The sequence below is a fragment of the Leeuwenhoekiella sp. NPDC079379 genome (genome assembly GCF_044542075.1).
In the GTDB taxonomy this organism is placed as follows: domain Bacteria; phylum Bacteroidota; class Bacteroidia; order Flavobacteriales; family Flavobacteriaceae; genus Leeuwenhoekiella.
Genome location: NZ_JBITTU010000002.1, coordinates 574,976 through 599,248, shown reverse-complemented (window position 1 = coordinate 599,248; position 24,273 = coordinate 574,976). Strand labels below are relative to the sequence as shown.

The window sequence follows — 24,273 nt, the reverse complement described above, 5'->3', positions numbered from 1 at the left end:
TTATAATTTAAATGATGTTCGTTTAGTTCCTTTATAATCAAATAAAATAACTTCTCTCATAGATGGCGTAATCTCAAATTTTCTAGAAGATTGAGACAAATAACTATGTCCGTAATAAAATTCAACTTTTGATTGAGTACCATTTTTATAAGTTATGTATGCACCTGCGTCTTGAGATTTTAGCGTGAGAATAGTATGAGTTTTTTCTATGGAATCAGAATAGATATAAGCCTTTAGAGGACCTTTATTTGCTCCAGAAATACTAATAGCATTTAAACCAACAAAAGCATTTACGATACTTTTTTGATCTCCATTTAAATAAAGACCCGATTCTAATGTAGGTACTGCTTGTAAATTTCCTGTGCCATTTCCTTTTAGAAACACTCCGTTAGAAGCATCATAATTTCCAAAAACAGGATCTGCAGAATTTAAATTCCCACTTAAAATCGCATCCAAATTGCCGTCACCATCAAAGTCTTTAACTAATACCCCATATACCGGAGAAACCTGACTCTCTATAGGTAACATTTTTATTTTAAATGTCCCGTTACCTAAATTTTCTAAATAACTCGTTGTTAATATTTTAGCATCAAGAACCAAATCATTATGGCGATCTTGCTTTTTTAATATTTTATCAAAGGGTGCTTCGGAAAATGACTTATAATCTCTAAATCTTTTTTTATAGGCCACTATTTGAGAAATTAATGCATCGCGTGTCGCCAGAGAAACTTCTTCTAATTCACCATCATCATTTTTTGAGTAATATGAAATAATAGGATCTGTTTTCCCGTTGGAATCATAATCTGCAGCGTATACGCGAACCGGATGTTTTGGATCTGCACGTATATAACTATTAAGACCGAAGTTACCCAGGATGTAATCTATATCACCGTCATTATCAAAGTCACCACCTGTTATACTATTCCACCAGCCCGAAGTATTATCCAATCCTGAAGCTTTAAAGAGTTCTAAAGTACCTTTATTGTTTATAAATACCTGTATAGGCATCCACTCTCCTACTACAATTAAATCTACCCAGCCATCGTTGTTAAAATCTGTCCAAAGGGCATCATTAGCCATCCCTATATTTTTCAAAGCTGCAGGAGTTTTATCAACAAAACTTCCGTTTTGATTTACCAAAATTGAACTTGTAGGTGCTAATGGGTAACTTCCCGGTATAATTTTTCCGCCAACAAAAAGATCTATATCACCATCTCTATCATAATCTGCACCCTTTACCGTACTGCCACTCGTGTAAGCAACTGCTAATTTTTGTTTTGTAAATATCCCGTTATCGTTTTTATAAAATCGATCCTGAAAGATTGAGTTATTTAGCACATACTCCGCGCCACCACTTACTATATACAAGTCGTTGTCTCCATCTGCATCTGCATCAAAAAGAAGCATACCCATATCTTCATAAAAAGCGTCTTCTAATAAAATTTGAGACTGTTTAAAACTTCCGTTTTCCTGAGTGAATACTGTTGTAGCTTTACCAGAAGCACTCCCAATTAGAAAATCATCTTTACCATCATTATTAATATCACCTACAGCGATACCCGGCCCCTCTTTAGAATACATCTTAAAGAATAATGGGTCATTTTTAAAGTCTATGTAATTGTTTTCTTCAGCGAAATAGTTAAGTCCTAAATTTTTTGAAACGACTTTAAAAAGCTGTTTACTAACATCTGGTTTTCTGACTTTTATATCTGGTTTGTAAACTATATTAATCCTCTTATTTAACGGGATTTTATTTATAGTTTGATGCATTCCGTCTGGCCAATTAATTAATATACTATCAACGTTTTGCCTCTTACCCAGACCAAAGTGAATCACATCTCCCATACTTGATAAATACCCTCTTACATTAGAATGAAAATAACTTTCTATACATTTTCCTTCTGCAAAGACAGATAATCGTGAGCCAAAAGCGTCTTTATTTTTTCCGGTACCTTTTAGCTTAACTTCAATATAAGAGTGCTCATTAGTTTTAGTCTTTTCCTCTAACTCAATGGTATTATTTTTATAGAAAAATGCGGGTTGTCCCAGATTATTAACTATTAACTCTAGATCGCCATCATTGTCAAAATCTGCAAATGCGGCCCCGTGAGAAAACGAGGGTTCTTCTAAGCCCCAACTTTCGGCGACATTTAAATATTCTAGTGGTCCTTTTTTAGTATAAAGAAAATTAGACTTCTTAATAGGCCGTAGCTTATCCATAGTTTCTTTTTGATAAGCAACACTATAATCATTTGAACCAAAACGTAATTTCTCCTTTAAACCTAAAGAAAAATCCATGTCTGTAAGATCTTTATAATACCCGTTTGTAATAAACAAATCGAGATCACCGCTATTATTAAAATCTGCCCATAGTGGTGCCCAACTCCAATCTGTAGAGTAAATCCCAGCCAGAGCACCTAATTCACTAAACTGATACAAACCATCTTCTGCAACGCCTGTATTTATTTGTAAAGCATTTCTAACGTGTTGTTGCACATACCCAAGGCTTGTTCTATAATTAAATAAATCATAGTCCAAAGGAGCCATCATAAGCTTTTTTCTTCGGTTTGACTCTGGTAACATATCCATCGTCGTAATATCCATAAAGCCATCGTGATTGATGTCTGCAATATCTACCCCCATACTATTGTAACTTGTATGTCTTAGATATTTAGGAGCCATTTCTGTAAAACCACCTGCAGTATTATTTATATAAATTAAGTCATTTGTAATAAAGTCATTAGCTACATATATATCTGGCCAGCCATCATTATTAATGTCGTTAATGGCAATACCTAAGGAGTATCCCTCATTGGTTATTCCGGCTTCTTCAGAAATATCTGTAAACGTATTATCACCATTATTTCTATATAAAATGTCAACGGTATAAGAGATCTGTTCTGTATTTCTTGGTTTGGTAAGATTGCGATCGTTCATTAATTGAGAATTAACAATGACAAAAAGATCTAAGTCATTATCGCGATCATAATCAAAAAATGCGGCTTGCGTACATATACGCGTATCATTGAGTCCGTACCTTTGAGAAAGCTCTCTAAAGATAGGAGTACCTTCAGAATCATTTCCTTGATTTATGTACAATAAGTTACTTTCGTTTTTACCTACCGTAGCTACAAAAATATCTTGTAACCCATCGCCGTTTACATCTGCATAAGTAGAACCACTGCACCAAAAATTATTTAATAAACCTGCTGCTTCAGTTACATCTTTAAATTTTAAACCTCCTTGATTAAGATAGAGTCTAGAAGGAGTGTGATTACCAGTAAAAAAAATATCTTGTAAACCATCGTTATTAAAATCACTTACGTTTACACCAGCACCATTATAGAAATAATAATTATTAGCAAGGCTTGTAGTACTTGTTTCTACAACCTCATTCATAAAATCAATACTTGTGAAACTAGGTTCTAACTTCGTAAATATTTCATCCTCTTTAAACCCACAAGATGTAAAAAGAAGTATTAAAAGGGATAAAGTAGCACTTGATTTAATCACAATACGTATCGCGTTTAATTAATAGTAAAAGGTAGTATGAAAAAATCAGTGACTACCTTTTAATTGACTAATTCTTAATTTTTAATTCTGTGACCATCCTGTCTGAGCGATTTCAGATGGTGGTATTGGGAAAATCTCATCTCCCGGAGAATAACCTCTGGCTCCAAAAAATTCTACACCTCTACCTCTGTAAATCGCATCATAAAAGAATAAACCTTCCATAGCAAATTCTACTCTGCGCTCGTGTAAAATAATATCGCGTAATTCCTCTTGTGTAATACCGGGATTATTTATAGCATTTACAGGATCTAATGATGCACGCTCGCGAATACGGTTAAGTGGATTAAACGCTGTAGCTGTAGGACCATTAAGTTCATTTTGTGCTTCAGCCTTTAATAAAAGTACTTCTGCAAAGCGAATAATCTTATAATTGTAGTTAAATCCGTTTTCTGCACTTCCGTCAAAAACAAGACCTGTTAATTTCTTGTGACCATATAAACCAGCATTCGCAAAATGATCTCCATTATTAGGGTCAAAAACTCCATCACCATAAGCATCTCCCGGTCGATAAACAGTTTCTCCTAAACGTATATCTCCTTCATCAAAAGCATCTACCAGATTTTGAGTAGGTGACATAAATGACCATCCCGCTCCGCCCACTTGAGGTGCGCTATACGTGGCAAGAAAATTAGAATTCCAGTCTCCTGAAGAATTCCAAATATCTAAAGATGTGTTTGATAATGTGTATTGAATTTCAAATAGTGATTCTGAATTATTATTACCTCTATCATCAAAATTCTCAGCAAATGTAGGTGCCAGATCGTAACCTACGGGACTGTTTAAAACTAAGTCTGCATATGTATCTACTTTATCCCACTCACCTTTAAGAGCAAATATGCGTGCTAACATTGCATTTGCTGCTCCTTTAGTTGCTCTTCCTGTATTAGCTACATCATAAGAATCTGGCAACATAGTAGCCGCATCTGCAAAATCACTTATAATAAATTGCCATGTCTCTTCTGTAGTAGATCTAGGTAAAACTTCAGAATTTATTTCGGGGACCGAAGTATAAATAGGCATACCATCAAAAGCAAGAACTAAATTGTAATAATGTAATGCTCTTAAAAAAGTAGCTTCTCCTAAAATACGGGTCTGCAGACTTTCAGTAAAATCTCCAGAAATTTCCATTTGAGAAACATTATCTAATACTTGATTTGCACGATTTACACCACCCCAGGCCATTGCATAAAATTCTTGTATACGTAAGTTTTGTGGTGTTATATCAAATGTTTCTAGTTCTAGATAAGCAGGACGATCGCCCGCTCCAAAACCTCCTTTTATTGCATCCCCTCCAGCGATGTTTAATATAATAGGATAATTAAAACCATAGTAATTAAGATGTTGTACGCCATCGTAAGCGGCGTTTACAGCGGCTACTGCGTCTGCAGCATTAGTATAAAATGCAGTTGTTGTTAACGAATCTTGTGGGTCAATTTCTAAAAAATCCTCGCAACCTGTAATTGTTAGTGCCGATAATAGGCCTAAAACTATATATTTTTTCATGTTTTCTATTTTTTATTAAAATCCAACATTAACTCCTAAAGAAACTATACGTGGTATTGGGTAACGACCATAGTCTACACCATTTTGTAAGTTATTCTCAAAAGCAGCACCTACCTCAGGATCAAGACCATAATCATATTTATCAAATGTTATAAGGTTTTGACCACCTATATACACTCTAAATTTACTGAGTGATAAATCTTCTAATATTTTATCTGAAAAAGTATAGCCTATTTGTAACGAACGTAATCTTAAGAAAGATCCATCTTGTACAAAATAATCTGAGTTTCTGTAGTTGCCATTAGCATTTGAAGAACCTATACGGGGTACAGTATTACTTGTTCCTTCGCCTCTCCAGGCATTATTATAAAGCGATGTAAATTTATTATCTGGCTTAGTAAAATCTCCTGCCTGCTGTAGTACAGTTGAGAAAATCTCATTACCCTGTACACCTTGCCACGCCATTGAAAAATCTAGGTTTTTGTAGTTAGCGCTGGCATTTAAACCATAAGTAAATTCTGGTATAGCACTACCTAAAACCTGTTGATCTTTATCATCAATAACTCCATTACCATCAAGATCTTTAAATTTAAAATCTCCCGGTACAGTACCTGATGATTGATAATAAACTCCTCCTGCTGCGTTAGGATTAATATTGTCTATTTCGGCTTGATTTTGAAAAACGCCATCAACCACATAACCATAAAATGCACCAACCGGCATACCTACATCAAATCGTGTTGATAGCGCTTCACTATCAACAATTATAGCACCGCCCTGTCCCAGACTTTCTACATTGTTTTTAACTGTAGCAAGGTTTGCGTTTACAGACCAGCTAAAATCATTAGAAACGCCGCGTATTCCTAAATCAAATTCAAATCCTTGATTGCGTACAGAACCTGCATTTACGATAGGAAATTGAGAAACTCCATTTAAAATAAATCCGTACGCTAGCGGAAGGCTTCCCGGTAGCAGAATATCATCTGTTGTTTTATCGTAATAATCAACACTTAAAGTAACCTGTCTATTAAAGAAAGATGCATCAATACCTATATCTGTAATTGTTGCTGTCTCCCAGGTTACATCTGGGTTAGCAGGTCGTGCATTAAAAACACCCGAATTTAAATTTCCACCAAAACCATAACCTGCATTATTAACTAATAATGGAAGATATTGAAAAGGAGCTATCTCTTGATTTCCTAACTGACCCCAACTACCTCTTATTTTAAGTTCACTTACAAATTCAGCTTTGAAGAATTCTTCATCTGAAACTAGCCAGCCTGCCGAGAATGATGGAAAAACACCCCATTTATTGCCCGGTCCGAATCTTGACGAACCATCGCGACGAATACTACCTGACAAGAAATACTTATCTTTTAAATTGTAGTTCACACGACCTAGAAATGACATTAAAGACCAGTCTGATAATTGACCATTAACACCTGCTACCTCAGAACCGCCATTTAAGGCTATGATGTCATTAGACAAATATCCTTGTACACTTGAGTTTTGCACAGAATATGTAGATTTTTGTTGTGTAAAACCTGCTAATACATCTAAAGTGTGTATGTCATTAAAAGTCTTGTTATAGTTGAGAGTATGCTCGGTAAGCCAGATAAATTCTCTACTGTCAAATCTGCTGCCGGTTGCTATAATATTTGCACTACCTCTTCCTATATATGAAGGAGAGAATGCATCAGATCCTCCATATAGAAAATCAACTCCTAAGTTAATTCGATAGGTCAAATCTTCAAAAATGTCGTATTCAGCATAAATATTACCTAAGAAGCGAAACTGTTCTGCTTCAAAATATTGCTCATCAGTAACATAAAGCGGACTTCTTCTAATAAAACTAGTACCTACATCTGCAGGTTGTCCCAAAGTTCCGTCAGGATTGCGAGCTGGTACTACAGGCAAGTAGATTAAAGATAAGGGTATAGCACCTTGAAATATTTGATTTTCTTCGACTTGATTACTTATTGATCTCGAGATTAAAAAGTTGTTTCCTATTCTAAAATGATCACCAAGGTTTTGTGAAGTATTTATACGTACCGAAAGGCGCTCAAAACTTGTACCTTTTATAATACCATCCTGATTTAAATACCCGGCAGAAAGTGAATACTTAGAATCTTCAGAACCACCACTGGCACGTAGATTAAAATTATGCATAGGAGCGGAATCAAAAATCTCATCTTGCCAGTTTGTATTTGCAGGATTTGTATAGTTAGGTGCACTACCTGTAAATTCTGTTATAAAGTTTTGGTAAGTGGGACCGTCTAAAACATCAAGTGTTTTTTCTTTACTCTGCATACCTACAGAATAATCAAGATCTATTTTCATAGGACCTTCTTTACCTTTTTTTGTGGTAATAATAACTACTCCATTTGCTGCCCTAGAGCCATAGATAGCACCAGAAGCTGCATCTTTTAAAATTTCAACAGAAGCAATATCATTAGGATTTATTGTGTTAAGAACACCGCTAGGTTGTGTTCCTCCCTGTCTGCCTGTATTTCCATTAAAAACGGGAATTCCATCAATCACATATAAAGGCTCACTATTTCCAGGTGTACTAACTCCTCTTACTCGTATAGAAGTAGCACCACCCGGCGCCCCAGAACTTTGAGAAACTTGTACTCCTGCTACTCTACCGGCCAAAGCTTGATCAAAACCTGTAACAGACTGTTCTGTAATGGCCTCAGCAGAAATAGAACTTATAGAACCCGTAACCTCACGTTTTCTTTGAGTACCGTAACCCACGACAACGATTTCGTCTAAAGCAGCAGTACTAACTGTTAATTGTAAATTATAAACATTCTTATCTCCAGTAACATTAATTTCTTGAGTTTCATAACCTACAAATGAAATTACCAGTACAGGATTATTTGTAGTTAGTTTTAATGTATAATTTCCATCAAAATCTGTTTGAGCACCATTAGAAGTACCTTTTTCAATAATATTTGCTCCAGGAACGGGGACACCTGCATCATCTGTAATAGTTCCTGATATTGAATTTTGCTGCCAGATTACAGAATCCGTCAATGTAACTTTAGCATATCCTGATGTACTAACAAAAAGTAGTACTAGAGAAAAACTAAATAACATAAATCCTATCTTCCTTTTTTGTAAACCAAAGCAGCGTGCTAACTTCGGAATAAAGGGTTTTTTGTCTTGTTTCATAGAATGTGATTTTTTTTAAGTGTAATTATTGTTTCTGATAGGTAATTGATTAAAAAAGAATGGGTCTCAAAATTTATATTCTTAATAATTCAACCGAAAACGATTGCGTTATTAATTATTAATAACAATAAACTCAAATAATGATTTTATGATAATTCAAAAGTATTCTATGTGTTTAGTTAAAGCTACCTCTAATCTTGCTAGTAGTGATACTTTTTTTGCTTTAAAAGGCTTAATAATGGAATAACGGGTAATTAAAAAGATTGTCTATCAACTGAAGTTCAATAGTAAATATTATATCAATTATAAATTTTTTGAGATCGATGTAATAGCATATCTAAAATCCTAACACACCTATATCATAAGTACACAAGTCATCCTATTTGAAAACCTTGTATACTTATAAATTAGATTTTTTAATCTGTGAGATAATTAGTAGAAAATTATGTTGTTTGAACCTTCTTTCAGGTTAAGAATTTTCTTTTTAGAACCTATTGTCAGCGTGATTTTTTTATCTACCTGCGAAATAATTATCAATGAAGTTGCTTCATTATTTGACCATTCCAATTCTAATTCTAAACCACCACGCGCCTTAATACCCTTAATTTTTCCAGATTTCCAATCACTAGGCAATGCGGGTAAGATATGAACTTCATCATCATTAGATTGAACTAGCATCTCTAATATGGCTGCGGCTCCACCAAAGTTGCCATCTATTTGAAATGGCGGATGAGCATCTAATAAATTAGGATAAGTACCTCCTCCCCCATCATAGCGAGTCGTGCCACTAGGCTGTACAGGTTTAAGAAGTTCGCGATACATTTTGTAAGCGCGATCACCATTCCATAAACGCGTCCAGAGATTTATACGCCATCCTTTAGACCAGCCTGTGGTATCATCTCCTTTTATATCTAGAGTTGTGGCTATCGCCTGTGCAAGTTCTGGAGTTTTATCTGGAATTATATGATGACCAGGGTGCAGACCTATAACGTGAGATTGATGACGGTGTTTACTGTCATCTTCTTCCCAATCATAATACCATTCTTGCAGACTTCCATTTTTACCTATTTTATAAGGATAAATACTATCACGTACTTGTTCTAAACGTGATCTAAAAGCTGCATCTGTATCTAAAATTTTTGAAGCCTTAATTGTTTGGTCAAAAAGTTCTCTGATAATGGCCAGGTCTGATGTCGCTCCATATAGTGTAGCTCCTACATAATTTTCTGGTGTTTTATAAAGATTTTCTGGTGATGTAGAAGGTGAGGTTATATAATAACCATCTTTATCTTTTACCATCCAGTCCAAACAAAACTGAGCAGCACCTTTCATAATCGGAAATCCTTTTTCCTTTAAAAAATCTTTATCTAAAGTATAGCTGTAATGCTCCCATAAATGTGTGCTTAGCCAAGCACCACCCATATTCCAATTTGCCCATACGGGATCACCTTTACCAAAGTCACCCACAGGATTAGTCATAGCCCATATATCTGAATTGTGGCTAGCCGTCCAGCCATTTACTCCATAAAATGTTTGTGCTGTAATTTTTCCGGTTTCTGAAAGGTTACCTAAAAATCCTAATAAAGGTAAATGCATCTCAGGCAGATTTGCACTTTCTGCCAGCCAGTAATTTTCTTCGGTATTTATATTAAGTGTGTAATTACTGCTCCAAGGTGGTCTCACATGATGATTCCATATTCCTTGCAGATTTGCGGGAACTTCAGGAGTTCTTGAGCTTGAGATCATTAGATACCTGCCAAACTGAAAATAAAGAATTTCAAGATTTTTATCTTCTGCACCAGTTGCATATCTTTTTAAACGCTCATCTATAGGAAGATCTGGTGCGCTGCTAGCTCCTAAATCTAAACTCAGTCTATTAAAAAACGATTGATAGTCCTTAATGTGCGCTTCTTTTAGTTCGCTGTAGGTTTTTTGAGATGCATTTATCAAATATTCTTTAGCTAGTTGCTCATTATCTCTTCCTTCCGTTGCTGGATTCTTATCAAAACCATTAAAACTGGTTTCTACAGCTACCATTACGGTTGCTCGTGTAGCTTTAGTAACAGAGAGTTTATTATCAGTAATTTTTATTTGGCCATCTGTATTTGTAATTTGTAAACTTACGGTAAAGCGTGTACCTCTATTTTCATCAAAACGAATAGGATTTTCTACATCATTATATACAGGCTTTGAATGATAAGGGGCATAACCATTTATAACTATAGTATTCCCCTCTTCACCAATCCTATATTTCATTTCACTTTCAAAACCTATATTAAAATTAAGCTTCTTAGCAACAGAACTTGTTAGGTGTATACCCATAACTTTATCTGGGTTTGTTACAAAGTATTCTCTGGTATGATCAACATCTCCTATACTATAGGTGGTTTTTGCTATGGCCTCATTAATATTTAGTTCTCTTTTGTAGTTCTTACTTTTTTTGGAATCAAAATTTAAAAACAAAGTCCCTATAGGTTCATAGGCTTCTGAAAACGATCCCTGTATTTGCTTATATAATTTATCTGCTAATTCATAATTTTCAGCATTTAGAGCTTCTCGTACCTCAGGAATATTTTTATATGCTTCAGGATTCATATTTGCGTTAACCGGCTCTCCAGACCAAAATGTCGCATCATTGAGATATATTTTGTCACTATCAACACCACCAAATATTGAAGCTCCTAATTTACCATTACCCATAACCAAACTTTCTTCAAAGAAAGAAGCTGGTTTATCAAACCATAACACGTGATTAGATTGAGACCAACCCAAGCTTGATAGTATCAAAAATGAAAAAAGCGCAAAATAATTATGTCTCATTATGTATCTATTAGAAATTAAAAATATTATGTATTACCGTTATTTAATAAATAATAACGTCTTAACACATCTTACGATAACGTTTTCATTAAAAACGCATACAATTTCAATTAGCTAAAACTATTTGTATTTAATATGTATATCCACATTAATTCTTGCTATTAATAATACTTTTTTTGCCTCATTTAAAACCTATATCCCTATTATGAACAAAAAGAATATAAAAATCTAAATTACTGTCTTTCTTAGGTTATTAATCAAAATGATTTTATTTGAATATGATGTATTCTTTTATTATTCATTTACACTTACACTAAAAAATAAATTCCAATATCCAAATCATTATAAAGCATAAAAAAAGGAAGACTATATTTTAGTCTTCCTTTTTTTATATCTAATTACTTATTTTAAATACTATCAAATACCTCGTGTAGTTCAGCGTGCATAACTTGTGCATCAACATCAACACCAGTCCAATATTTTATACCTATTACACCTTGATTTACGAGCATCTGTATCCCATTTACGGTTTTACAACCCTTTTCTTTAGCCGTTTTCAACAAGTGCGTTTCTGGCGGATTATGGATGCCATCAGCAACGACCATATCAGGATGTATGCTGTCAAAATCTATATTTAATTGCTGATCTACATTAGGATAAAGTCCTACACTAGTTGCATTTATTACAATTTGAGTCTTAGGGTCTATAGTGTACCTGTTCTCCCACGAGTTGTAAACCGCCTGAGTTGGAGTATTATCATTTAATAATGTTACTACCTCTTCAGCCCGCTCGCTACTTCTATTTACAAGAGTTATTGTTTTTGCCCCTGCAAGAGCAAGTTCTACAGCGACTGCACGAGCTGCACCACCGGCACCAAAAAGTGTAATATGCTTTTGTGCAGGATCTATAATTTGTTTAAGTGCCTGCACAAAACCTTTTCCGTCTGTGTTCTCACCTATCCATTTATCGTCACGTTTTACAATGGTATTTACTGCCCCTATAAGTTTTGCAGATTCACCTAGACCATCTAGATATTTAATTACAGCAACCTTGTGCGGTATTGAACAATTAAAACCAGACCATCCTAATGCTTTAGCGCCTTGTATCGCAGTTTCCAGATTTTCTGGACTCACTTCACAATTGATATATCTAAAATGCAAACCGTGATGTTTATAGGCTGCTTCAACCATTGCAACAGTTGGGTTTTCTGCTGCAGGTTGGGCAAATGAACCGGTTAGCTGTGGTAAAAAATCTTTTGCTTTATTATCATGTGCATTCATGAACTTAAAATTTTGAAATTAATAGGTAGTTGTTCTAGATACTGAATTGTTTTACTTTGTTTTTCATAAATGCTAAACTTCCTTCAGCAAGCTCCTGAGCAGAAAACGGTGATTTTTGCCACAGGGAAACAGCTTGTTGCATACCCGGTACTTCTGAAGAGAAATTCTCTAAAACCAAATTCCCTTCAAAGTTTATGGTATTTAATGCTTCAAAAAGCTCATCCCAATTCACGGTTCCATCCCCGGGCATTCCGCGATGACTTTCTGTGATATGCAGGTGCTTTAATCTATTGCCAGCTCTTAAAATTGGATCTTTAAAATTAGCTTCCTCAATATTCATATGAAAGGTATCTAGGTGCAAAGCCAGATTAGGCATTCCGGTTTTTTCTATGAGTTCTAAAACATTATCAGACGTATTGCATACATAACTTTCATAACGGTTTATAGGTTCTATCCCCATAGTAATACCGCGTTCTAATGCGTACAAAGCAGCTTCACCCCATACATTTACAACCGTATCCTTCTCTGCATCTGTCACAGGGTTTCCGGTAAAACAACCTATCGCAGAATGCAATACACCTCCCATAAAATCTGCATCTAAAGCCGCTGTGCGATCTAGTGACTTTTTTATAAGTGCTAATGCTTCTTTAGGATGCGCAGGTAAATGTGTTTCTTCGGAAAAATTAAGCGAGCAAACTGCTGAAATACCGTGTTTATTCAAATGCTTTTTTACTGCTGGAGCATCAAAATCTGCGGTGTGTGGCAACAGAATTTCGAGCAATTCAAATCCGGTTTCTGCTGTTTTCTCAATAGCATATAAGCCAGATTCATGTGTCCAGTCTGGAGTTGTCCAGGACAATAACGAGGCTCCATATTTTATATTCATCATATCTATATTCTTTTTTAAAAAATCCACCATTCTGATCGCACCCCAAAATAGGTCCCAAACCGTTTAGACCCCGCTTGCTGAAGAAAGGGAGAAGCCAGACTGTTTTGAGCAAAATCATTATATCGTGCTACCGAAGCAATAAACCGAATATGAGGTCTTGCCCAGGCACTGCGTTCTGCCGTGGGTACAATCGTAGGTGCTAGTGTAAATTTAATCATTCCCGCAGTAGGGTCATTTCCATTTTTACGACTGGTGTAGTGCAATTCTGTTAATACATGAAACCAGTCTTTAGCATAATATAAAAACCTGCTCCCTATGGCTACATCTGTTTTTCGGTTATAAATACTGCGACCGTAAAAATCTGTTGCTTTATCGTCTGATTTTGCGCCACCTTTACTTTTAGTAAAAACCGCATAAGGATTTATACCCCATCTATTATTTACATTGTACAACATATGCTCAACCAGCGTAAATGAATAAGCTCCTGCATATGTGCCGTCTTCTACCTGTGGCGCTCCGTACGTACGCCAGGTTTGTGTATTGCCGTTATCGCCACCATTAGCAATACCGGTACCATATCTAACCGCAAACTGATTAAATGAACCCGGAAGTGTTGTTTTTAAATCAGAGTTTAATTTAACTCCTATTACATAGCCGTTATCTGCAGGATAGGGTGTATCTGAAATATTAGGAACGGTATGGTATTCTGCAAGTAATTTAAGACGGTGATTCTCTTTAAAATTTACCGTGTGCTCCAGAACCATAACCTCCCGCTGACGATACGTAAGATTCTGGTTTCCATCTATTATGTTTGTATAGGAATACGGTGTGGTATTAGTAGACGAGGTATCAATTACCGCAGGAAAAAACATCGAAAATGAGGTGTTTTTATATTTAATACCGAAACCTTCAGCAGAATGATCGTCAAAATAAAAATAGTCTGTTATATGCACATCATCATAACGCATATATCGTGCTCCAGCCCACACACTCCATTCACTACCTACTATGTTTTTTGCTTCTACAAAAGCCTCCGGCAAACTGGTTACAATTCCATTTATTGAGCCCGAGCTCACGTTACCTAAAAAAGTATTATTAGTAGAGTAAAAAGCCAATCGCGCCTGAAAATCTATTACCGTGCTGTCTTTATTTGCGTTTACCGGTGTAAAATGAAAAGCCGGTAATAAATCTATATAATCTCCCTGATCCATTCTACCTCCTAAGGAACCTTGCCCCGATAAGTTGAGCTGACGACCGGTATGTCCTTCTATTCCGGGAGAATACCCAAAACCTATACGACCGGTTGTGCCAAAAGAGAAATTCTTATTGGTAATCTGTATTTGCGCATTTCCTACGTATATACTCAGCGTTAGGATAATCAGAAAATATCCTTGAAATTTAGTCATCATGCCGCAAGTGTTTCAGAAGAAACTGCATTACTTGCCTCGTGTTTATTTGAAATATAAAAGCCGTACCAGCTGATATACACAAAGCATAATAAGGGTAAAAGAAAAGAAAAGTTGACTTCGGCTACGCCTAAAATCTGAATATCGGAAACCCCTGTACCTCCAGCATCGATAATCATTCCTTGTAATTTTGGCATTAATGCACCACCTACAATAGCCATTACTAAACCTGCAGAGCCTACTTTAGATTGTTCTTCGGTTAAATCTTCGAGTGTAATCCCATAAATGGTAGGAAACATAAGTGACATACAAAATGAAATACCTACCAGACAATACAACCCAAATTCTCCTGAACTGGTAATAACACCTATTACAAAGGCTACGGCTAACACTGCAAAACTTGCAAGTAACTTTCCCGAGCTTATAAAGCGTAATAAATAAGTTCCCAGAATACGTCCTACAGTAAACACTATAAACGCAACAATCTGATAATAACCCGCGGTAACACCATCTATCCCCTTAGCTTCTGCATATTGATAGATATATGTCCAGCACATAATCTGAGCGCCTATGTATAGAATTTGAGCGATTACACCTAGTACATATTTTTTGTTTTTTCCTAAGTCTGAAAAGGTTTTAGAAATGCCTGGCATCGCTTCCTGTTCTTTAGATTGAGGCATTTTTATAGCCAGAAACAATATAAAAACCACAATAAGCACCAGGCCTAAAATCACATACGGGTTACGAATTGCCATTAAATCTGAAGTACGAACTAATGCTTTAGCGGCTTCATCCATCGCGCTAAAATTGTTGATATCGTCAGACTTAATATTTTTAAGAATGAATTGTTGTGCAATAAAAAGACCGGCTACTAAACCCACAGGATTTACCGCCTGCGCTAAATTTAAACGTAAAGTTGCCGTTTCTTTAGGTCCCATTGCTAACACATACGGGTTTGCTGCTGTTTCTAAAAATGCAAGTCCAAAGGTTAATACATACAGCGCAATACAGAAAAACCAAAAATGCTGAGTTACAGCCGCAGGATAAAACAGTAATGCCCCTATTGCATACAATCCTAAACCGATTAATATTCCTGTCTTATAGGAGTATTTACGCATAAATAAAGCAGCTGGTAGCGCCATACAAAAATATCCGCCATAAAATGCCATCTGTACCCACGCAGCTTGAGAATTAGATAATTCTAAAACCTTCTTAAAGGCCTGTACCATTGGGTCTGTGATTGCATTTGCAAAACCCCATAAGGCAAATAATAGGGTTACTAATAAAAAGGGAACCAATACATTTTTAGGTATTACGGCCGCTTTTTTTCCGGTTTTAATATTCATTTTACAAGTACATTAAATTAATAAGTGATTGATTTGATTTATGAAAATGCAAGTTCACTTTTGCAGAATTCCTGAAAGTCTTTAAATACATATTCTGGGCAGGCTCCTGCATTTGAAGTTATAAATGCGCCTAAAGAAACAGCTTGCTTCATCGCTTCTACAGGAGAACCACCGCTAAGTTTTTTTGATACAAACCCTGCCAGAAATGCATCACCACTACCTACCGTATCTTTTACGGTAACTGGCCTTGCAGGAAAATTATATTTGAGCGTATCTTCATAGTACAATGCACCCTTACTTCCCATAGTAATAATCACTCCAGAAATATTAAAGCGTTCTTTTATATAGTTTACACAATCATCATCTGTGGTGTAGGCTTGACCTAACAACTGAGTAATGGTTTGTAATTCGGTTTCATTCATTTTAACCAAATCACATTTAGCTAACAACGTTTTAGCTACATCAATAGAGAAATAAGGTTCTCTTATATTTACGTCAAATACTTTATAAGGAGCCAATTCTAGAAGTTCTAATAATGTATTGTAAGAAGTAGTATTTCTGGCAATAAGGCTACCAAAAATTAATGCATCTGCATTCTTTATTTGCTCTTTATAGTCTTCCCGAAGCTCAATAAAATCCCAGGCCACATTAGTAACGATTTCGTAATTAGCCTCATTATTAGAATCTATTGTTGCAGTTACCGTTCCCGTAGGATTGGCTGTATCAAGTTGTAAATCTTCTATAGGAATATCCCATTCTTTTATTTTAGTAATTAATTTGTCGCCTAAGTCATCTGCTCCTACTCTGCTAATCATATGCGCATCTATGCCCATACGTTTTAGATTGTAGGCTACATTAAAAGGTGCTCCGCCTGCTTGTTTACCTTCCGGAAAAATGTCCCATAATACTTCCCCAAAACAAAAAACGGTGGGCTGATTGAGTTTATTCATAATTAATCAATTCTAGTTAAACGTTTAACTAATTTATATTTAAGAAATTTCAATTTTAAAATCTGTTACGAAATCGTTTGCTAAAAAAAACTATTTATTCGTTACTCTAGCGGCTTCAACTTAATCTACATTAGAAATACCTCATTTAATCAAAACACTACTCTAGATTAGGATGCAATAAATAATCAAGTCCTAGTTAAACGTTTAACTATTTCTATAAAAAAACAGATACTAACCTAAACTAGATTCTTTTATTATTAATTCTGCATTTAAAATTATTGCTTCCTTAGGCATTTCGATATTCTGTATTTGCTTGTCTACAGTTGCTATAGCCAACTTACCTATTTCTTTTAATGGCTGGCGTATAATCGAAATAGGAACACTAAACAATTCATATGCCTCAGTTTCATCAAAAGCTACAACTGCAAATTTTTCAGGAACTGGTATTTTTAGTTTTCTCAATTGCTTTAATCCTGAAATAGCTAATCTGTTACTACTAAAAAATAACGCATCTACTTTACTTTCGGCAGTTAGAATAGATTCAATCCCTAGTTCAATATCTCTATCAATATGATTTTTATCAATTCCTAAAATTTTAAAATTTGCTTCTTTATTATCTTCTATCGAAGCTTTAAACCCCCTTTCACGTTCAATAAGACTTTCAAGTTTTGAAGTATAATTTACAAAACAAATATTGCGCCTTCCTTGATCTAGTAAATGTTCTGTTGCCGTACATGCTACCTCAAAATTATTAATTTGTACTGAAGCCGCATCTACACCCGGCATATTTCTGTCAATAAGAACAAACGGAATTTTACTCTTCTGTAACCTTTTTAAATAAGCTCCACTATTTTCAACCGGCGCCATTATCAATCCATCAACTTGTCGCTCTCTAAACGTATCTATAAGACTCTCAAACTTTACTTTATCTTCATCACAACTTCCTATTATGAGCGTACAATCTATTTTTCGAGCTTCATCCTCAATAATACGTGCCAATTCTGAGAAATAAGGGTTTGATATATCTGCCACAATTAGCCCCAATGTAAAAGTGCGTTGCGTTTTAAGACTTTTAGCTATTTTATTAGGTCTGTAATTCAGATCTGTTACTGCTTTTTGAACTCGCTTAATGGTATCTTCACCTATGCGACCCTCTGCCCTATCGTTTAAAACATAGGACACTGAGGCTATAGAAACTCCCGCTTCTTTGGCAACATCTTTTATAGAAATACGCTTCACTACATCGTTATATTTGATAAATATACTAAAGTTAAACGTTTAACCAAATGAAATTTAAATTATTTTATTTTGAGATATATGCAAATAATAGGGCTCATTATTGTCAACCCTATTATTTAGTATACTTCAGGGGCTTACGTAACCCAATATAATTTTAATTTAGTTTGTAGAAATATTAGATAACCTTGTTGCGTAGTATTCCTATACCTTCAATTTCTAATTCAATAACATCTCCAGGTTCAAGAGGCCTATGTACTGAAAAATTATTTTCGATAAGACTCCCCCATCCTACTGTACCACTACCCAAAATATCACCAGGCATTAAGAATACATCATTTTCCGAAGCACGTTCTATCATTTGTGGAAATGTATAGTAAACCGAATTATAATTGCCTTCACAAACGGTCATTCCATTAATGCGTGAAGACATTTTAAGGTCAAAGCGTCCATCTGTAGTTAGGGGCATTGCCAGATGTTTAGGATGAGATGCTCTTGATATTGTACACCTGTATTTTTCAAATTCATCCTTAGTCACTATACAAGGTCCTATAGCATTCGCGAAATCTTTTCCTTTGTGAGGCCCCAGGGGTACAGTCATCTCCTGGCGCTGTATCCCACGAGCCGTCCAGTCATTAAACACTGTATAACCAAAAATATAATCGTCTGCTTCATCAGCTTTGATATCACTCCCTTTTTTTCCTATCACAGCAGCAATCTCAAGCTCAATATCTAGTTTAGTTTCTTTAAGCGGACGCTTAATCTCAGAATCTGGACCATAAATTGCCTGATGGTTTGTGAAATAAAAAATAGGAATCTTATACCAGGCTTCACTCACAGAATGCCCAAATGATTTTGATGCATTGAGCATATGCTCTTCAAAAGCTACATAATCTCTAAAACTACGTGGATTAGTTAAAGGCGCTAACAGTTGAACATTAGCTAATGTGTAATGCGGCTCTAAATCTTCAAGATTTTCGGTTTTAATAATATCAAAATAGGTCTTATGATCATCTATAAAACTGAGCATATCATTAGGCAAGCGACCATCTGCTTGTTGCATGGCAACTACACCACCCCCTTTAAGCCAACCTGTATGTATAGAACCTGATTCAATTTTAAATGTGACTAACTTCATAAACTTAGATAAATTTTAAAATGCCTGCATTAACGTTCCTACTGCCTGACCTATTAACTTTCCGGGATGAGATCCTTCAGGAAGTGGTTTTCCTTCAAAATCCATAAGTTCCCATTCTGCAAGAGTTTCAGAAGCATTAACAATAGCCATGCAACGATCAAAACGTCTGCTCATAAATGACTTGAAGGCATCTTCTACTGTCACAGCATTTTGCACTTCTTCTGCTAATACAACTGCATCTTCAAGAGCTAATGCAGCACCAGATCCCAGTTGCGGGACGGTTGCATGTGCTCCATCTCCTATAACAATTACTCTATTTTTATACCACGGATTGGGTAAGTGACTGGCTTCAATAGGCCGGTAATTTACTAGATCTGGTTCTGTAATTTGAGAAATTACATCCTGAGCTATTTTTACAGGATACTCAGACAAGTAATCTTTTAACATAGGAATGTATGCAGATTTTTCAATCCAGGGATTATCTGCCCCTTCTGATGATACTAAAAACATATACATTGTGTCTTTATCCATTGGGATAAATCCTATTTTACTACGTTTGCCATAGTACATATATGCAGTGTCAAGATCTTCGTGTCTTTTAAATGCATATCTCCATACAGAAACTCCCATATATCTAGGTTTATAGTCTCCAAAAACCATTTTCCGAACCTGAGAATTTATACCATCTGAAGCGATTAAAATATCATAGGTTCCTGTTGTGCCATCAGTAAAAGTCACCGTAACAGCATTTACATTATTCTCAATGTGAGTAACAGTAGTTCCCATTTTGTAGGTAACCCCTTTATCTAATGCTTCTTTATACATTATTTCGTGAAGTACACGCCTTGATATACCATTATGACTAGGATACTTACCCATAGGTGGTGCTCCTGCTAATCCCATAAAATGACCACCAGCAGTGTACATTTTTAATTGTCCGTAAGGGTATCCCTGACGCATAGTTTCATCAGCAAGACCTATTTTATCTAATGCTCGTAATGCATTAGATTGCTGAATTATGCCTACGCCATACACATTATAAGCATCTAACCGTTCTGCAACCTCTACCTCATTACCATTATTAGCAAAGGCTATTGCTGCAGATTGACCGCCTATTCCTCCTCCTACTATAAGTATTTTTTTTACTGCCGACATGGGTGACGATTTTTTAATTAATTAAAATGAATGCTTGCCTGTTACTCGTGTATTTTTTTGGCAATCCAATCAAACATATCTAAAGCAGGCATAAAATTATCTACCTGGCAATGTTGCGAACCGCTTTCACCCTCAGGAACAATTTTCATCTCATGCTCACACATTAAATGCTGCTCTAGTGTTAGCGCGTGTTCTACAAAATTCTGTTTATCGCCACCACCGTGCATTATAAAAGTGGGCATGCTAATTTTTTCGGCAACACCATTTTCGAGTGTAAAACCTTTCAACTTTTCAAGAACTTCCTCGTGGCTATTGGCATCCATAATATGCTGTACTATTTCAGAAAGCGGGTGCTTAGCACTACGTCCTTCCCATACTGAATAATAAGACCATACAGCGCCAAAAATCATACACACTTTAAAACGGGGTTCAAAAGCCGCACAACGTGCCGCCATATATCCACCCATAGAAACCCCTGCTATTCCTACACTACTAGTATCGACTTCATCTTTTAGATTCTCTAAAACCCAATCTAAAACTGCCGTACCGGCTACATTATAATCGTAACGAGAGTGAATGTGATTTAAGCGCAAGGCCGCTCCCTGCCCCGGGCCATCAACTGCAAGCAATGCTACGCCACGCTCAATTAAATGATCACCTATACCAAAATACAGTTCTTCTGCGAGGCTATCTAAACCACCAAACATCACCATCACTGGAGGGTTTTTAATTCCTTTAGGTTTAAATAAATACCCTGGTAGAAAAGAGTCTTCAAAAGGAACCTCTATTTGAATTGGTTTTTCTTCAAAGTATTGCGTAGCTCTAATAAAGGCTTCACGTGCTTTTATATAGGTTTCTATTTTGCGATCATCTTGCAGATTCATAAAGAATTCTGCAGTACGCAAATAGTTAAAGGCTCTTAAATAAGTACGCCTTGCTGAAACAAATGATTTTTTATTCTCGTAATCTTCAGCCCAGCTAAAAACCTCATTACCCTTTTTTAACCATTCAAGATTAAAAGTTTCTCTATTGTCTGGATCTATATTCCCTGCTACTTCCAGGATTTCTGCAAATTCCCCACCACCATAATGTGCTTGAGTTAGTGCTCTGTTTACTTGATATGAGGGCATATACTTGCCCGGAAAAAAATGCCACATAATTTTCTATTTAGGTATTATAAATTTGTAATTCTTATATATCTACTGGCCTCACTGTACCGTCATCAGAAAGTCCTAGTTTTTTACCTTTTGCCATTTCTGCAAACGGATTTACCGAACCCCAGGCATCATTAGGATTATCTTTTAAATAATGAACATCTAAGTGGTCTGGTGCAAAAACTAAACGCGCACACGCATAATATTCAAACAGAATACCACTACCCGGATCTACGATATATATAAAAAATCCTTCATCTGCTTTGTGACGTGTAGGCGCTCCCATAACACTTTTGTAGCCCTTTTCTATAAAATAATCTAATGCAAGAAGAACTTCTTCTCTACTGTCCACATTCCAGCATATATGATTTAAAACAGCTTGTTTAGGGGCTATGTTAGGATCTGTAAACACAGCTATATCGTGTGATAAATTTGCAATCGTATGCAACCCGCCTATAGGAGGAATTTCATCAGAAATACGTATCTCATCCGGGTTTTTAAGACCTAAACCTTTCCAGAATGCTTTTTCTGCAGGATACGCACCTTTAGAAACCATATAAGTAACGTGATCAAAACGTCTGGGATTTGCCCCTTTCAATCGATTACTAGAATAGCGGTCTGCATATACACTACCACGTTCACCTTCTTCACGCAACCATTCTACATCCCAAAACACCTCGTGCATATGACCTTCCGGAGATTGAAATTTAAAAGCCTTACCGTGACCCAGATCCCCATCGTGCCAGCCTCTTCCTGCTCCTATGCCTTCTAAATATTCTACAGCTTCCTCTAATGCTTCGGGACTATCTGCACGCCATCCTATATGACCCAATCCTGATTCTTCACTTTGTGTAAGCTTTAGTGTATGGTGAAAATAATCGCCCCAGGCTCTTAAGTAAACTGAATTCTCTTCCCTACCGGTAATATCCATACCTACAATCTCTCCAAAGAAATGTACAGATTTTTCCAAATCCTGGGTTAGCACTTCAATATGTGCCATTTGTGAAAAATAATGCGGATTTTTTGCCATTTTTATTAAAATTTATGGTTTTTTTTGCGTGATTCTTAAAACAAATTTAAATGTATTTTGGGTTGAAAATGAATCATTAAATGGTAATTACTATTCAAAATCAATTCGTATAAGAATAATTCTCAAGTTAACTTCTATAATTATATTCATTTGTATTCTTTATTAACAAAATTTAGTATCTGCTGTAATAAAAAATCTATAAAGCAAATTATTTATTATTCAGAAGATTTAATCTTCTTCATTAATTCCCCAAAATGTGGTCTAAACTCTTTAAATAGTTCATTATCCTTATTCTTTAACATTACCTCACTAAAGAGTTTAAGACCTATCGCAAATTCTACAGAATCCTGCTCAGATTTAAATTGATTCTTTGCTTTTAAGCGTTCAACTATTTTGAAAATATTATCGTGATTGCCAAATTCTAGTTCTATAGGTTTATATGTGTTTTCCTCTGCTTTAAGCAATTCAAGAAGTTCTAATCGTAATTTATATCTATTGGCTTTTTTTGTCATTTTCAGCTTATTATTTTCTAGTCTAAGAACTTTTGTTACTGGTTCTAATTAATTTTTTTATCACCCGGCGTGCTCTATTAGGACCTACATCAACGTGAATATCAAATGAGGGTTGAGCTCCAAATTTTTGCATATTTTTAAATTGTTCTTCAACAACAACCTTATCTTCATCAAATGTGAATCTGGTTTGTTCAACAACTTTTTGTTTTATTTCTTCAATATTATTTTCAGGGTTTGTAGCTATCGTCCAGAAATAATGTGACGTTTCTGTAGTTTCTGGTGTTAGACCGTGTAATCCGCGCATATGAAAACCTGTTCTTTCAGGATTATCAAGTGAGTCTGTATCTACATCTATTGCACCGGTCCAGATACGTATATGAGATGCAAAAAACTCTAACTCCTGCCATCTATCAACTTTCCCTTTAAAATTATAAGCTGCTAAATACGTAGGGGGTGGTGTAGAATTAGGTAAGTAACGTTTTATAAAAACACTATCACCTCGTGTCTCTGAAATAAGTTTTGCACTCATATGTGTATGAGCATCACCACCTATGGTATGTACATGAACATAACCTAAGTGACTTAGATCAAGTAAATTGTCATGTATTAATTGATAAGGTGCCTGATACTTGTAAACATCACCATCAAACACATAATCACTATCTGTATGAAAGCTATATCGTGGAGGATCTTCAGTAGGAATTTCATTTCCTTCACTCCCAAACCACATCCAGACAATTGCATCTTGCTCGACTACATTGTAACTTTTTACACAAGCATTAGGAGGAAGATGATCCTGACCCGGTACATCTATTACTTTTCCTGCATCATCAAACAATAAACCATGATACCCGCATCGCAGTCCTTTTTCTTCAATAATACCCATAGATAAAGGCAAATGACGATGACAACAACGATCTTCTAAAGCGTTTACTTTTCCTTCTTTCGTTCTATATAATACTACAGGATTATTAAGTAGTGTTCTTGGCAAAGGTTTATCTGTAAGCTCTTTACTTAATGCAGCAACGTACCAGACATTTAAGGGAAATTCTACTTTTATATTTTTTTCGTCGCTTTTATTAGCTATGTTCATATGATTAATTT

General features: G+C 35.6%; 16 protein-coding genes. All 16 read right to left on the bottom strand.

The genetic code is table 11. From position 1 onward, the window contains the following. The 16 genes from ACIGAM_RS05900 to ACIGAM_RS05825 all read right to left on the bottom strand — a co-directional run bounded on the left by ACIGAM_RS05900 (window position 1) and on the right by ACIGAM_RS05825 (window position 24,262). The gene (locus ACIGAM_RS05900; RefSeq protein WP_396510532.1) at window positions 1-3,513 is read right to left on the bottom strand and encodes a VCBS repeat-containing protein; all 3,513 of its coding nucleotides are present in this window, start codon (window positions 3,511-3,513) and stop codon (window positions 1-3) included. Between the two features lie 81 nt (window positions 3,514-3,594). Beyond that, a complete protein-coding gene (locus ACIGAM_RS05895) occupies window positions 3,595-5,076 on the bottom strand; it encodes a RagB/SusD family nutrient uptake outer membrane protein (RefSeq protein WP_396510531.1) in 1,482 nt (493 codons plus the stop codon). Window positions 5,077-5,091: 15 nt separating this feature from the next. After that, window positions 5,092-8,253, bottom strand: a complete 3,162-nt coding sequence (locus ACIGAM_RS05890; protein WP_396510530.1) for a SusC/RagA family TonB-linked outer membrane protein — start codon at window positions 8,251-8,253, stop codon at window positions 5,092-5,094. Between the two features lie 432 nt (window positions 8,254-8,685). Then, window positions 8,686-11,073 carry a glycosyl hydrolase family 95 catalytic domain-containing protein gene (locus ACIGAM_RS05885; RefSeq protein ID WP_396510529.1) on the bottom strand — a complete coding sequence of 796 codons (2,388 nt, stop codon included), beginning with the start codon at window positions 11,071-11,073 and terminating at the stop codon, window positions 8,686-8,688. Between the two features lie 407 nt (window positions 11,074-11,480). Then, entirely contained in the window at window positions 11,481-12,353 is an 873-nt protein-coding gene (aroE, locus tag ACIGAM_RS05880; protein ID WP_396510528.1) for a shikimate dehydrogenase, read from the bottom strand. Between the two features lie 34 nt (window positions 12,354-12,387). Next, window positions 12,388-13,242 (bottom strand): sugar phosphate isomerase/epimerase family protein, encoded by an 855-nt coding sequence (locus ACIGAM_RS05875; RefSeq protein ID WP_396510527.1) that lies wholly within the window; start codon window positions 13,240-13,242, stop codon window positions 12,388-12,390. A 14-nt stretch (window positions 13,243-13,256) separates the two neighbouring features. Continuing rightward, window positions 13,257-14,651 carry a carbohydrate porin gene (locus ACIGAM_RS05870; RefSeq protein WP_396510526.1) on the bottom strand — a complete coding sequence of 465 codons (1,395 nt, stop codon included), beginning with the start codon at window positions 14,649-14,651 and terminating at the stop codon, window positions 13,257-13,259. Next, window positions 14,648-15,988 (bottom strand): L-fucose:H+ symporter permease, encoded by a 1,341-nt coding sequence (gene fucP, locus ACIGAM_RS05865; protein ID WP_396510555.1) that lies wholly within the window; start codon window positions 15,986-15,988, stop codon window positions 14,648-14,650. The genes ACIGAM_RS05870 and fucP overlap by 4 nt, the downstream gene beginning before the upstream one ends. A 44-nt stretch (window positions 15,989-16,032) precedes the next feature. Next, the gene (locus tag ACIGAM_RS05860) at window positions 16,033-16,944 is read right to left on the bottom strand and encodes a carbohydrate kinase (RefSeq protein WP_396510525.1); all 912 of its coding nucleotides are present in this window, start codon (window positions 16,942-16,944) and stop codon (window positions 16,033-16,035) included. 231 nt (window positions 16,945-17,175) lie between these two features. Next, on the bottom strand, window positions 17,176-18,183 hold the full coding sequence (locus ACIGAM_RS05855; RefSeq protein WP_396510524.1) for a LacI family DNA-binding transcriptional regulator: 1,008 nt from the start codon (window positions 18,181-18,183) through the stop codon (window positions 17,176-17,178). 175 nt (window positions 18,184-18,358) lie between these two features. Beyond that, window positions 18,359-19,318, bottom strand: coding sequence for a fumarylacetoacetate hydrolase family protein (locus ACIGAM_RS05850; protein ID WP_396510523.1), 960 nt, complete (start codon window positions 19,316-19,318; stop codon window positions 18,359-18,361). Between the two features lie 15 nt (window positions 19,319-19,333). Continuing rightward, window positions 19,334-20,473, bottom strand: a complete 1,140-nt coding sequence (locus ACIGAM_RS05845) for an FAD-dependent monooxygenase (RefSeq protein ID WP_396510522.1) — start codon at window positions 20,471-20,473, stop codon at window positions 19,334-19,336. 41 nt (window positions 20,474-20,514) lie between these two features. After that, a complete protein-coding gene (locus tag ACIGAM_RS05840; RefSeq protein ID WP_396510521.1) occupies window positions 20,515-21,630 on the bottom strand; it encodes an alpha/beta hydrolase family protein in 1,116 nt (371 codons plus the stop codon). A 34-nt stretch (window positions 21,631-21,664) separates the two neighbouring features. Then, window positions 21,665-22,657, bottom strand: a complete 993-nt coding sequence (locus ACIGAM_RS05835; RefSeq protein WP_396510520.1) for a VOC family protein — start codon at window positions 22,655-22,657, stop codon at window positions 21,665-21,667. A 215-nt stretch (window positions 22,658-22,872) separates the two neighbouring features. Then, window positions 22,873-23,169 (bottom strand): DUF3861 domain-containing protein, encoded by a 297-nt coding sequence (locus ACIGAM_RS05830; RefSeq protein WP_396510519.1) that lies wholly within the window; start codon window positions 23,167-23,169, stop codon window positions 22,873-22,875. Window positions 23,170-23,191: 22 nt separating this feature from the next. After that, complete coding sequence (locus tag ACIGAM_RS05825) at window positions 23,192-24,262, bottom strand: Rieske 2Fe-2S domain-containing protein (RefSeq protein WP_396510518.1); 1,071 nt, start codon at window positions 24,260-24,262, stop codon at window positions 23,192-23,194. Window positions 24,263-24,273 lie beyond the last annotated feature (11 nt).